Origin of the sequence: Mariniflexile jejuense (assembly GCF_042675665.1) — a bacterium.
GTDB lineage: Bacteria > Bacteroidota > Bacteroidia > Flavobacteriales > Flavobacteriaceae > Mariniflexile > Mariniflexile jejuense.
Genome location: NZ_JBHTJI010000001.1, coordinates 1,778,414 through 1,792,769, shown reverse-complemented (window position 1 = coordinate 1,792,769; position 14,356 = coordinate 1,778,414). Strand labels below are relative to the sequence as shown.

The following is a 14,356-nucleotide window of genomic DNA, read 5'->3' as shown; positions in this document are numbered from 1 at the left end:
TATGAAACAGATACATTACATAATCATTTTAGTTTTTACCACTCTGTTTTCATGCAAAAGTGAAAGTCAAGTTAGTGATGTTCGTAAAACAATCTCATTAAGCACCAATTGGAAAACGATTATTTTAGATAGTTTAAATCAACCGGAAAATGATTTTGTAAAAAACCCAAACACAAATAAAGCTTGGGAAAACGTTTCTGTACCACATAACTGGGATCAATATTACGGATACAGACGTTCAAAACATGGTAATTTGCATGGAACAGCATGGTATAAAAAAACATTAAAATTAGATGCTTCAAATAAAGGGAAACAGCATTTTTTGTTTTTTGAAGGTGTAAGTTCTTATGCCACCGTTTGGGTAAATGGCAAACAAGTTGGCACACATAAGGGTGGAAGAACCACGTTTACTTTAGATATTACAAATGCTATTGATTTCAATAAAGAAAACAGCATCGTTGTAAAAGCAGCACATCCTTCATTTATTGCCGATTTACCTTGGGTTTGTGGTGGTTGTTCTGGCGAATGGGGCTTTTCAGAAGGCTCGCAACCTATGGGTATTTTTAGGCCAGTTTCTTTAGTTATTACAGATAAATTAAGAATTGAGCCTTTCGGAATTCATATATGGAATGATGACAAAACAAATAAAGAAAAAGCCATTCTTCATATTTCTACCGAACTTAAAAATTATGGAAATTCATCTAAAAATATCACAGTTGAAAACTCACTTTTAGATAAAGAAGGTAACGAAGTAGTTTCAATAAAAACCGAAATAAATGTTTCAAATTCAAAAGAAATAAAACAAACGCTTCCTGAAATTTTAAATCCAAAACTGTGGTCGCCAGAAAACCCGTATCTATACACACTTTCAACCAAAATATTTGAAAATGGTAACGTAATTGATGCCTTAACAACACCTTACGGTATTCGTTGGGTAAGTTGGCCAATTAATAGAACAGGAAGTGACAATCGGTTTTTTATAAACGACAATCCATTATTTGTCAATGGCACTTGTGAATATGAACATTTAATAGGGAAAAGCCATTCATTTTCTAATACTGAAATAAAAACGAGGGTTGAACAAGTAAAAGCAGCTGGTTACAACGCATTTCGTGAAGGACATCAACCTCATAATTTAAAATACCAAGAACATTTAGATGAAGAAGGTATTTTGTTTTGGAGTCAGTTTTCAGCACATATTTGGTATGATACACCCGAGTTTAAAGAAAACTTTAAAACGCTTTTAAAGGAATGGATTAAAGAGCGTAGAAACAATCCATCGGTTGTTATGTGGGGCTTGCAAAATGAAAGTACCATACCAAAAGAATTTGCAGAAGAATGTACTCAAATCATTAGAGAACTCGATCCTACAGCAGCAAAACAACGCATCGTTACAACATGTAATGGAGGAGAAGGAACCGATTGGAACGTTATTCAAAACTGGTCAGGAACGTATGGTGGCAATCCATTTAATTATGGCGAAGAATTGACGGAACAACTTTTAAATGGCGAATACGGCGCATGGCGTTCGGCAGATTTACATACTGAAGGCGAATTCAACCAAAAAGGTGAATTAAGCGAAAACCGTTTTTCGCAACTTATGGAAATAAAAGTACGTGAAGCAGAATCTGTAAAAGACAAGATTGTTGGTCAGTATCATTGGTTGTTATATTCACATGAAAATCCTGGTAGAACTCAAAATGGTGAAGGTTTCAGAGATATTGATAAAGTTGGACCAGTAAATTACAAAGGTATTTTTACCATTTGGGGCGAACCGCTGGATGCTTTTTATATGTATCGTGCCAACTACGTTTCAAAAGAAAAAAGCCCGATGGTTTATATTGTGTCACATTCTTGGGCTAACCGTTGGGATTCTGTAGGAATAAAAAATGGCATTGACGTATATTCAAACTGTGATGAGGTAGAATTGTTTAACGATGTTGATAATGAATCTTTTGGAAAACTTAAAAATTCAGGTATTAAAGGCGAACATTTTCAGTGGAATAATGTCAATATAAAACACAATGTGTTATACGCCATTGGTTATGTGAATGGAAAAGCAGTTGCTAAGGATTATATTGTGTTAAACAACTTACCAAAAGCACCAAATTTTGAAAAATTAGTTTCTAAATCGAATGCAATTCTAAAGCCTGAAAGCAATTACAATTACGTGTATAGAGTGAATGCTGGTGGTTCAGATTATAAAGATACTTTTGGAAATACATGGTTAGCAGATGTACATAAAACGGATAAAAATACATGGGGTTCAACATCATGGACAGATAATTTTGAAAATCTTCCAGCCTTTTATGCTAGCCAGAGAAAAACAAACGACCTAGTTGGAAATACCCAAGATTGGAAATTATTTCAAAGCTTTAGATATGGTGCGGATAAATTGCAATACGAATTTCCTGCAGCAGATGGCGATTATGTAGTTGAATTATATTTTAATGAACCTTGGTTTGGCACTGGTGGTGGTTTGGATTGTAAAAATTGGCGTGTTTTTGATGTCGCTATTAATGATGAAATCGTTTTAAAAAATTTAGATATTTGGAGTGAAGTTGGACATAAATCAGCTTTAAAGAAAACAGTTAAAGCAAAAAGTAAAAATGGTAAAATTGTTATTTCATTTCCAAATGTAGCATCTGGTCAAGCGGTTATTTCAGCCATCGCTATTGCTACAAAAAATAAAAATATTAAGCCTGCAAAACCATCAGCGAAAAATATTTTGAATGTTTCAACGAATGCTGAATTTGAAATTGATTCTTGGTTAGATGACTCAAGTAAACAATATCAAAATTCTAATATTCAAATTACCAAATTACCTTCAGAACTTTATGGAGCCGATTATATTCGTTTTTCAAATGCTGCTAAAAAAGATGTTTCAGGTTCGTTTATTTCAAAAGAAAACGCTACTGTTTATGTTGTTTTAGATTCAAAAGTAAACGAAATAGTTTCATGGCTTAACGGTTATGAAAAAACAACAGATACGGTACAGAATTCAAAAGGAAATCAATTCAATGTATTCAAAAAACAAGTAAAAAAAGGTGAAAAAGTAGTGTTTGGCAAAAACGGAAATAGTGAAAACTTAGCGATGTATACAGTAGCTGTAGTTCCTATATATTCAATGGAAGAACAAGATGATAGACCAATTCTGTTGCTTGAAGCTGAAACTGCCAAAACAACTGGTGCAGGCGTTGAAAAAGCATTTTTTAAAAACAGTGATTATATTGAATTTACCAAAAACACTCAAAGCAGCATCACATTTACCGTAAATCCAGGTGTAGCAAATAACTATTTAATGCGTTATCGTTTTATGAATATGAATGATGAGCCTGTTAAAGTGCGCTTAAAAATTGAAGATGCTAATGGTATTTTGTTACGAAATGACGATATAGAATTTCCTGTTCAAAATGAAAAATGGAAAATTTTAAATACCACCTCTGGAGGCTACATTAATGCAGGAACTTATAAAATTACTTTAGAGTCAAATACGATGAAAGGGTTGCGAATAGAATCGTTTGAATTTCAATAAATACTAAAAATAATGCGTTTAAAAATGAAATATATAGGCTTGTTAATTGGTTTGCTTTTAGTAGTAATGGCTTGTAAACCAATTCAAAAAGATATTAGAATTGTTGAAGATTTTAATTTTAATTGGAATTTTAAACTTGGTGACCATCCTGAGGCTATTCAAGAAAATTTTAATGCTTCTGAATGGCAAAATTTAGATTTACCACACGACTGGAGTATTGAAGGCGCTTTTAGTGAAGACCATCCAACAAAACCTGAAGGTGGCGCATTACCTGCTGGTTTAGGTTGGTACAGAAAAACATTTAGCTTGCCAATAAATTGGAAAAACAAACAAGTTTCTGTTGAGTTTGATGGCGTTTATAGAAATAGTGAAGTTTGGATTAATGGTCATTATTTGGGAAAACGTCCTTACGGTTATATCTCATTTGCATATGATTTGTCGAATTTTTTAAAATTTGGTGAAGAAAAAAATATTATTTCGGTGAAGGTTGATAATTCCGAGCAACCCAATTCGCGTTGGTACACAGGTTCGGGTATTTATAGAAATGTAAGGTTGGTAGCAACCGAAAAACTACATATAACACATTGGGGAACTTACGTTACAACACCCAAAGTTTCAAAAGAAAAAGCATCTGTAAATTTAGAAGTAACGCTTCAAAATGATGCAAATTCAAGCAAAACATATAAAATAGTCAGCACAATTTTAAATGCTGAAATGCTAGAAATAGCTCAAACAACTTCTGAAGAGACAATCAATAAAAACACATCAAAAGTAACAAGTCAAACGTTTGAAGTTTTAAATCCAACATTGTGGAATATTGAAAAGCCATATTTATATAAAATTAAAACAACCGTTTTTGAAAACTCTAAATTGGTTGATAATTACGAAACGCCTTTAGGTATTCGTTATTTTAATTTTGATTCCGAAAAAGGGTTTTCATTAAATGGCGTTCCAACAAAAATACATGGTGTTTGTTTGCATCACGATAATGGCGCGTTGGGTGCGGTTGCAAATTATCATGCAATAAAGCGAAAGTTGCAAATAATGAAGGATATGGGTGTGAATGCCATACGTGTTTCGCACAATCCATCATCGGTTGAGTTGTTACAATTGTGCGACGCTATGGGTTTTATTGTACAAACAGAAGCCTTTGATGTCTGGAAAAAGAAAAAAGTAAAAGCCGATTACAATTTGGAATGGGATGCATGGCATAAAAAAGATTTGGAAGATTTTGTTAAGCGAGATAGAAACCATCCATCAGTAATGATGTGGAGTATTGGTAATGAAATTCGCGAACAATTTGATAGTACTGGTGTTGCCATTACTAAAAATCTAGTTGCTATTGTAAAATCTTTAGATAAAACCAGACCTGTAACCTGTGCGTTAACTGAAAATGTTCCAGAGAAAAATTTCATTTACCAATCTGGTGCTTTGGATGTGTTGGGTTTTAATTATAAACACAAAGATTATTACGATTTTCCTGAAAAGTTTAAAGGTGAAAAAATAATAGCTTCAGAAAGTGTATCAGCTTTAGAAACACGCGGACATTACGATATGCCATCTGATAGCATCAAAAGATGGCCGCCAGCACACAATGAACCGTTTGATGGAAATGACGATTTTACCGTTTCTGCTTACGATCAAGTTTCTGCTTATTGGGGTGCAACACACGAAGAAAATTGGAAAACAGTTAAAAAATTAAATTTTATTTCGGGCATGTTCATCTGGACAGGTTTCGATTATTTAGGCGAACCCATTCCATATCCATATCCTGCCAGAAGCTCGTATTTTGGAGTGGTAGATTTGGCTGGTTTTCCTAAGGATGTGTATTATATGTATCAAAGTGAATGGACAAATAAACCTGTTTTACACATTTTACCACATTGGAATTGGAATATTGGGCAAGATGTTGATGTTTGGGTATATTACAATAATGCAGATGAGGTCGAATTGTTTTTAAACGGAAAATCTTTAGGTACAAAATCAAAACAAAATGATGATTTGCATATTTCATGGCGTGTTAAATTTGAAGCAGGTAACATTAAAGCTATTTCAAGAAAAAATGGAATTGTTGTTTTAGAAAAAGAAATTCATACAGCTACATCACCAAATACTATTCAACTAATTGCCGACAAAACCCTGATAAAAAATGATGGTTATGATTTGGTTTACGTTACAGTAAATGTTTTAGATGCCAAAGGAAATTTAGTGCCAAAAGCAGATAACTTAATAAATTTTGCGGTAACAGGTGGTGGAAAAATAGTTGGTGTTGATAATGGTTATCAAGCCAATTTATCGTCGTTTAAAGCTTCAGAAATCAAAGCGTATAACGGTAAGTGCTTGGTGATTATTCAATCTAATGGAAAGGCAGAAGACATTACTTTAGTAGCTTCTTCAATAGATAACGGTGTTATGAAAAAAACAGTTACAATTAAAACAAAATAAATAGTCTAGATTTCTACAAGTCTAACAATCTAAAAATCTTAAAAAAATGAAATATATTGTTTGTGAAGAACCAAACAAATTCACTTTAAAGGAAAAAGAATTTCCAAAAAGAGAAGATAATCAAGCATTGCTTAAAGTGCATCGCGTAGGTATTTGTGGTACCGATTTGCATGCTTATTCGGGTAACCAAGCCTTTTTTACATATCCTAGAATTTTGGGGCACGAATTAGCTTGCGAAGTACTTGAAATAGGGAATAATCCGCAAAAATTAAAAGCTGGCGACAAGGTAATAATTATGCCTTATGTAAGTTGCGGAACATGTTATGCCTGTTCACAAGGCAAAACAAACTGCTGTAGCAACATTAGGGTTTTGGGTGTTCATGCCGATGGAGGAATGCAACAACAATTTGCTGTAAGAACCGATTTATTAATTCCTGCAGGAAACCTGTCGTTTGAAGAAATGGCAATTGTAGAACCTTTAGCCATTGGCGCACATGCTATTAGGCGTGCCAATGTGGTTGCAGGTGAAACCATCGTGGTAATTGGTTGCGGACCAATTGGGATTGGTTTAATGAAATTAGCTCAAATTAAAGGCGCAGAAGTAATAGCTTTGGATGTTGATGAAGCTCGATTAGAGTTTGTAAAAAACGAAATAGGAGTAAAACATGTCGTAAAAGTATCAGAAACCGCGGTTGAAGAAGTTTCAAAAATAACGAATACCAATTTAGCATCAGCAGTTTTTGATTGTACAGGTAATAAACGTGCTTTAGAAAACGGTATTAATTACATGTCGCATGGTGGTCGTTATGTGTTGGTAGGCTTATCAAAAGGCGAATTGGTGTTTAGCCATCCTGCAATTCACGCCAAAGAATCAACCATTATGTGTAGTAGAAATGCAACTCTGGAAGATTTTGATTTCGTGGTAAGTAATCTTCATAAATTCCCAACCAAAGCCTTTGTTACACATCAAGTGGATTTTACAGATATGATTGCTAATTTTGATGCTTGGCTCGATCCAAAAACCAAAGTTATTAAGGCAATGGTTAATTTTAATTAACACTAAAAGTGTATATTGTACAATTATTTTTTTGAAACGTAAAATAAGATGAAATTTAGTCTTGAAAATAAAACAGCCATCGTTACAGGTGGCGGTAGCGGTATAGGTAAAGCTATATCAAAAACATTGGCGGCACAAGGTGCATATGTTCATATATTAGAAATGAATGTTGATAATGCCGAAGTAACTAAAAATGAGATTGAAATTGATGGTGGTTCAGCAGAAACACATCAATGTAATGTTGCTAATCAAGAAGATGTTATTAAGGTTATTAATGCTATTTCAGAAAAGGGTAACATTAATATTTTAATAAATAACGCAGGAATTGCCCATATTGGAAATGTTGAAAACACACCAGAAGCAGACCTAGACCGCGTTTATAGCGTAAATGTAAAAGGTGTTTATAACTGCATTTTTGCAACTATTCCACATATGAAAAAGTATGGAGGTGTTATTTTAAATATGGCATCCATAGCATCATCGGTAGGGCTAAATGATAGGTTTGCCTATTCCATGTCTAAAGGAGCGGCACTTACCATGACCTATTCCGTAGCAAAAGATTATATTGATTACGGAATACGATGTAATTGTATGTCGCCCGCGCGTATTCATACACCTTTTGTTGATGGTTTTTTAAAGAATAATTACCCAGGTAAAGAAGTAGAAATGTTCGAAAAACTATCAAAAACACAACCTATTGGTCGCATGGGAAAACCACAAGAAGTAGCAGATTTGGCATTGTATTTATGTTCAGATGAAGCATCATTCATCACAGGAACCGACTTTCCTATTGATGGTGGATTTATAAAATTAAACGGATAAAAATCAATTATGAATTACGAATTACGGTTCACAATTCACAAATAAAAAATAAGCAAATAAACAATTAAACGAATTTAGAATGAAACTTATAAGATTTGGTGAAGCTGGAAAAGAAAAACCAGGAGTTCAATTACCTAACGGAAATAAAATAGATGTATCAACTTTTGGAGAAGATTATACTGAACAATTTTTTGAAACTGACGGAATTGAAAGGCTTGAAAAGTGGTTAAAAATAAACGAGTCAAAATGCGCTAAAGTTTCTGAAGAAACCAGATTAGGTTCACCAATTTGTCGTCCTTCAAAATTAGTTTGTATCGGCTTAAACTATGCTAAACATGCTGCCGAAGCTGGAATGAAAATACCAAGCGAGCCTGTTTTGTTTTTTAAATCTACCACAGCTATTGTTGGTCCAAATGATGATGTTGTTATTCCAAAAGGAAGTACAAAAACCGATTGGGAAGTAGAACTTGCAGTTGTTATTGGTAAAAAAGCATCGTACATTTCTAAAGAAGAAGTATATAATCACATTGCTGGTTATGTATTGCATAACGATGTTAGTGAACGCGCCTTTCAAATTGAAAAAGAAGGTCAATGGTGTAAAGGAAAAGGATGTGATACATTTGCGCCACTAGGTCCATTTTTAGCTACTAAAGATGAAGTTAAAAACCCAAATAATTTAGACTTGTGGTTGAAATTAAATGGTGAAATGATGCAGAACAGTTCAACATCCGATTTTATTTTTAATATTGAAGAATCTATTAGTTATATCAGTCAGTTTATGACGCTGCTTCCAGGTGATGTTATTTCAACAGGAACACCATTTGGTGTAGGTTTAGGTCTAAAACCGCCCGTATATTTAAAACCAGGCGATGTTATGGAATTAGGTATTGAAGGTTTAGGTGTTTCAAAACAAAAAGTTGTAGCATACTCTGGGAAATGATTATAGATAGTCATCAACATTTTTGGCAATACCATCCTGTAAAACACGCTTGGATAGATAATGCTATGGCAGTTATTCGAAAGGATTTTATGCCCAATGATTTAGCAAAAGTATATCAAGAAAATGGTGTTGATGGTTGTATAGCTGTTGAAGCAGACCAAAATCCAGTAGAAACCGATTTCTTGTTGAAGTTAGCTTCAGAAACTAATTTCATTAAAGGTGTTGTAGGTTGGATTGATTTAAGAAGTGATACAATTGAATCAAACTTAGAAGCGCGCAAAAGTCAAGAAAAATTAAAAGGGTTTAGGCATGTAGTTCAAGCAGAAACAGACCATAACTTTTTGCTTCGCCCTAATTTTTTAAGAGGCGTTTCATTGCTTGAAAAACATAATTACACCTACGATATTTTAATTTTTCCTCATCAACTTGGGGCGACTTTAGAATTTGTAAAACGATTTCCAAATCAGAAATTCATCATAGACCACATTGCAAAACCGTATATAAAAGATAGTTTTTATGATGGTTGGGCGGTTTTAATGAAGGAAATAGCAAAGCAAGAAAATGTGTTTTGTAAACTTTCAGGAATGATAACCGAAGCAGATTATAACCATTGGAAACCCGAACAAATCCACCCATATATGAACTTGGTTTTAGAAGCTTTCGGTTCCAATCGTTTACTATTTGGTTCCGATTGGCCTGTGTGTTTGGTAGCAGGAAATTATTCAAAAGTAAAAGAATTAGTAGTCAATTTCATTTCAAAATTAAGCGCCAATGAGCAGCAAAATATCATGGGTGCAAACGCTATAAAATTTTATAATCTATAATATGGATTTACATTTAAAAGATAAAGTAGTCGTAGTTACGGGTGCTGCAGGTATAAAAGGTAGTATAGGCGAAACCATTGTTCAAGCCCTAGCAAAGGAAGGCGCGATTCCTGTAATTATTTGCAGAAACGACCGCGGATTTGCTTATGAAAAAGAACTACAAGACAAAGGTATTGATGCTCTTTTCGTGAAAACCGATGTTACTAAACCAGAGCAAATTGAAGCAGCAGTTAAAGTAATTGCTGATAAATATGGACGTATTGATGCATTAATCAATAATGTTGGGGTTAATGATGGTGCAGGTTTAGATGCATCTATTGATGATTTTATGCAGTCACTAAAACTAAATCTTGTTAGCTTTTTTGCTACAACAAAGTACTGTTTACCATATATAAAAAAATCAAAAGGAAATATATTAAATATTGGTTCTAAAGTTGGTATGACAGGGCAAGGCGGAACATCAGGTTATGCTGCATCAAAAGGTGGTGTTTTAGGTTTAACCAGAGAATGGGCTGTCGATTTAATTAAAGAAGGCATTCGAGTAAACGCTTTAATAATTGCAGAAAGTTGGACGCCAGCTTATGATACATGGATTAAAACGTTAGAAAATGGTGAAGAAAAGCTAAAATCAATTGTCAAAAAAATTCCTTTAGAAAATAGAATGACAACGCCAGAAGAAATTGCCAATACCTGTTTGTTTACAATTTCCAATAGGTCATCACACACCACAGGGCAATTTATATTTGTTGATGGTGGTTATGTACACCTAGACCGTTCTTTATTAACTGAATAATTAAAAAATCCAACTAAACCACCAATGAATAAACCAACCAAAATTCCTGTTGTACCAGTACATTTAGTAGTACCATTTATTTTAATAACTTTTTGTTTTGCCTTATGGGGTTTTGCAAACGATATTACAAATCCGTTAGTAAGTGCTTTCGGTAGAATTTTTAACCAAAGTCAAACCATCAGTTCATTTACACAGGTGGCATTTTATGGTGGCTATTGTTTAATGGCAATTCCTGCGGCGTTATTCATAAAAAAATACACTTATAAATCGGGTATTTTATTAGGGTTGGCATTGTATGCCATTGGTGGACTTATATTTATTCCAGCTGCTTCCACAGGTTTGTTTTGGCCATTTTTAGCAGCTTTTTTTATTTTAACATGCGGACTTAGTTTTTTAGAAACAAGTGCAAACCCTTATATTTTATCTATGGGTGAAGAAGCAACGTCTACACAGCGCTTAAACTTAGCACAAGCATTTAACCCCATAGGTTCTATAACAGGAGCATGGGTTGCTAAAGAATTTATTTTAGCAAAAATGAATAAATTAAGTACTGCTGAAAGAGCTGCGTTACCTTCAGACGAATTTGAAGTTATTAAAATGGCAGATTTACAAGTTGTTAAAACACCATATGTTATTATTGGTGTTGTTATCGCCATCATGTTTGTTTTGATTCTTCTTAAAAAAATGCCTAAAAGCAAACAAGATGATGGAAACAAAGGATTAGATATAAAAGGAACGCTAAACAGGTTAATTTCAAATGCTAGATATAAAGAAGGTGTTATTGCCCAAGCATTTTATGTAGGAGCACAAATTTGTGTTTGGACATATACTATTCAATATGGTATTAAAGTGTTTATGGATTTAGGTATGATTGAGGGCGATGCAGCTATTGAGGCAGGTTCGTACACCATTTATGCTTTAGTTGTGTTTACAATTTCACGTTTTATTTGCACGTTTTTATTAAAATATCTAACACCAGGCTCGTTGTTAATGTATTTGTCTATTTTGGCTATTGGGTTATTAATTCCTGTTATTTTTGTCGGTGGTTTATTTGGGTTATACGCATTAGTTGGTGTTTCGGCATGTATGTCGTTAATGTTCCCTACCATTTACGGAATTGCTCTAAAAGGTGTTGGTGATGATGCTAAATTAGGTGCCGCAGGTCTTGTAATGGCTATTGGTGGCGGTGCATTATTACCATATTTACAGGCCTATATGATTGATACATTTTCAGTAAATATATCCTATATATTGCCGCTTGTTTGTTTTGTTTTTACAGCTATTTATGGTTACAGATCTTATAAAACGTATCCATATCAAGGGTAAAATTTCACTATGGCTTCCACAAAAAAATACTGTCTGTTTTGCGATTTGAAAGATGATAATATTCTCATTGAAGCATATATTGAGCGTCATAAAAACGTATGGCAAGAGGTTTTAGATAGTATTAAGGCTTCTGGAATTATTAATATGGAAATTTACAATAAAGGTAATAGATTATTTATGATTATTGAAGCAGATGCATCCTTCTCATTTGAAGCTAAATCTAAATTAGATGCCAATAATTCCAAAGTGCAAGAATGGGAAACACTCATGTGGAAATACCAACAAAAAGTGCCTTTTGCTAAAGAAGGCGAAAAATGGATACTTTTAGATACCATATTTAAGCTATAATACCTTCAAACAAACTAAAATAATTCAGATTTCATTTTTTACCAATAATTTATAAGTGTTTTTACTACACTTATAAATTATTTGCATATATTTGCAAATATAATTCGCTATTGCATTTAAAATAGGCTTTAGGTAAACTATTTTTTTATTTTTGCAAAATTAGTTTAAATGCAATCCAACTAAGTTGTTGGCTATTAAAAATTAACCATAAAAAAAATGAACAAAAAATTAGATCAACAAGCAGCAGATAATATCAGAGCATTAGCTGTAGCAATGGTAGAAAAAGCAAATTCAGGACATCCAGGTGGTCCAATGGGCGGTGCAGATTTTATGCACATTTTATATTCTGAGTTCTTTAACTTTGATCCAACTGATATGGAATGGCCATTTAGAGACCGTTTTTTCATGGATGCTGGTCACTTATCTACCTTAATGTATGCTCAATATTATCTTTTAGGAAACTATGAAAAGGATGATGTTGCTAATTTTAGACAATGGGGTTCAATCACACCAGGTCATCCAGAGGTTGATGTAAAACGCGGTATTGAAAATACTTCAGGGCCATTAGGTCAAGGTCATACTATGGGTATTGGTGCTGCTATTGGTGCAAAATTTTTACAAGCACGTTTTGGTGACTGGATGAATCATAAAGTATATGGTTTTATTTCTGATGGTGGTGTTCAAGAAGAAATTTCACAAGGTGCAGGTAGAATTGCTGGTCATTTAGGGTTGAGTAATTTCATCATGTTCTTTGATTCTAATGACATTCAATTATCAACAGGAACTGAAGAAGTAACCTCTGAAGATACTGCCATGAAATACGAAGCATGGGGTTGGAAGGTTGTTACTATTGATGGTCATAACCACGATGAAATAAGAAAAGCTTTAACCGATGCAAACAACGAAACTGAAAAACCTACCTTAATAATTGGTAAAACCATTATGGGTAAAGGTTGTGTAACTGCCGATGGAAGTATGTTTGAAGGCGAATGTGAATTACACGGTCAGCCAATTGGACATACAGGTGCTGATTACATTAAAACATTATTAAATTTAGGTGCAAATCCTGAAAGTCCGTTTGATATTTATTCAGATGTACAGGCATTCTATAAAACTATTTTAAAAGAAAAAACAGTAAAAGCCGCCGAAAAGAAAGCAGAAATTGCTTCTTGGAGAGCTTCAAATAAAGCATTGGCTGATAAATTAGACTTTTTTTTATCAGGTGAATTACCAGAATTAGATTTTGAATCTATTGAGCATAAAGCAGGTTTAGCATCAAGAGCAGCTTCTTCAGGTGTATTGGGCTATTTAGCTGGTAAAGTAGAAAACATGATTGTGTCTTCTGCCGATTTATCAAACTCTGACAAAACCGATGGTTTCTTAAAGAAAACCCACGCACTTAAAAAAGGAGATTTCTCAGGCTCGTTTTTACAAGCAGGTGTAGCAGAGTTAACCATGGCATGTATTGCAAACGGTTTAGCATTACACGGTGGTATCATCCCTGTTGTAGCAACCTTCTTTGTGTTTTCAGATTATATGAAACCAGCCATTCGTTTAAGTGGTATTCAAGAATTAGGTGTGAAATATGTATGGACGCATGATGCCTTTAGAGTAGGTGAGGATGGACCAACACATCAACCAATTGAACAAGAAGCGCAAATTCGTTTATTAGAGAAACTGAAAAACCATAGTGGAAACCCAAGTTTCTTAGCGTTACGTCCTGCAGATTCTGCTGAAACTTCAGTAGCTTGGAAAATGGCATTAGAAAACAAAAACACACCAACTGGTTTAATACTTTCTAGACAAAATATTAAAGACATTCCTGCAATTGGAAGTTCAAGATATAAAGAAGCATTAGCTGCTGAAAAAGGGGGTTATTTAGTGAAACAAGTTGAAAACCCAGATGTGGTTTTAATTGCTAATGGTTCAGAAGTTTCAACGCTTATAGCTGCTGCTGAAATTTTAGAAGCAGAAAACGGTTTAAAAGTAAACATAGCTTCAGTAATTTCAGAAGGATTATTCAGACTGCAATCAAAAGACTATCAAAATTCAGTAATTCCTAAAAACAAACCATTATTTGGTTTAACTGCGGGCTTACCTGTTAATTTAGAAGGTTTGGTTGGAGATAACGGAAAAGTATTTGGATTAGATCATTTTGGATATTCAGCACCAGCAAATGTTCTTGATGAGAAATTCGGATTTACTGGCGAGAAAGTAAGCAAACAAGTACTAGAATATTTAAAAACACAACAAAACTAAAATTATA

The 14,356-nt window shown here is 33.8% G+C and carries 10 protein-coding genes; all 10 read left to right on the top strand.

Going from position 1 to position 14,356, the window contains the following annotated elements:
* Position 1 precedes the first annotated feature (1 nt).
* The 10 genes from ACFQ1R_RS07930 (at position 2) to ACFQ1R_RS07885 (ending at position 14,349) form a co-directional block, all read left to right on the top strand.
* On the top strand, positions 2–3,535 hold the full coding sequence (locus ACFQ1R_RS07930; RefSeq protein WP_379925602.1) for a malectin domain-containing carbohydrate-binding protein: 3,534 nt from the start codon (positions 2–4) through the stop codon (positions 3,533–3,535).
* Positions 3,536–3,559: 24 nt separating this feature from the next.
* Positions 3,560–5,980 carry a sugar-binding domain-containing protein gene (locus ACFQ1R_RS07925; protein ID WP_379925601.1) on the top strand — a complete coding sequence of 807 codons (2,421 nt, stop codon included), beginning with the start codon at positions 3,560–3,562 and terminating at the stop codon, positions 5,978–5,980.
* Between the two features lie 46 nt (positions 5,981–6,026).
* Positions 6,027–7,037 carry a zinc-binding alcohol dehydrogenase family protein gene (locus ACFQ1R_RS07920; RefSeq protein ID WP_379925600.1) on the top strand — a complete coding sequence of 337 codons (1,011 nt, stop codon included), beginning with the start codon at positions 6,027–6,029 and terminating at the stop codon, positions 7,035–7,037.
* Positions 7,038–7,085: 48 nt separating this feature from the next.
* Positions 7,086–7,859 (top strand): SDR family NAD(P)-dependent oxidoreductase, encoded by a 774-nt coding sequence (locus ACFQ1R_RS07915; protein WP_379925599.1) that lies wholly within the window; start codon positions 7,086–7,088, stop codon positions 7,857–7,859.
* A 79-nt stretch (positions 7,860–7,938) separates the two neighbouring features.
* Positions 7,939–8,799: a fumarylacetoacetate hydrolase family protein gene (locus tag ACFQ1R_RS07910; RefSeq protein ID WP_379925598.1), complete on the top strand. Its 861-nt coding sequence runs from the start codon at positions 7,939–7,941 to the stop codon at positions 8,797–8,799.
* A complete protein-coding gene (locus tag ACFQ1R_RS07905; protein WP_379925597.1) occupies positions 8,796–9,623 on the top strand; it encodes an amidohydrolase family protein in 828 nt (275 codons plus the stop codon). Before ACFQ1R_RS07910 ends, ACFQ1R_RS07905 begins: the two co-directional genes overlap by 4 nt.
* Before the next feature lies 1 nt (position 9,624).
* Positions 9,625–10,416, top strand: coding sequence for an SDR family oxidoreductase (locus ACFQ1R_RS07900; protein ID WP_379925596.1), 792 nt, complete (start codon positions 9,625–9,627; stop codon positions 10,414–10,416).
* A gap of 24 nt (positions 10,417–10,440) precedes the next feature.
* Entirely contained in the window at positions 10,441–11,742 is a 1,302-nt protein-coding gene (gene fucP / locus ACFQ1R_RS07895) for an L-fucose:H+ symporter permease (protein ID WP_379925595.1), read from the top strand.
* Between the two features lie 9 nt (positions 11,743–11,751).
* On the top strand, positions 11,752–12,090 hold the full coding sequence (locus tag ACFQ1R_RS07890; RefSeq protein WP_379925594.1) for an L-rhamnose mutarotase: 339 nt from the start codon (positions 11,752–11,754) through the stop codon (positions 12,088–12,090).
* 216 nt (positions 12,091–12,306) lie between these two features.
* A complete protein-coding gene (locus tag ACFQ1R_RS07885) occupies positions 12,307–14,349 on the top strand; it encodes a transketolase family protein (protein WP_379925593.1) in 2,043 nt (680 codons plus the stop codon).
* The last annotated feature ends 7 nt before the right edge of the window (positions 14,350–14,356 follow it).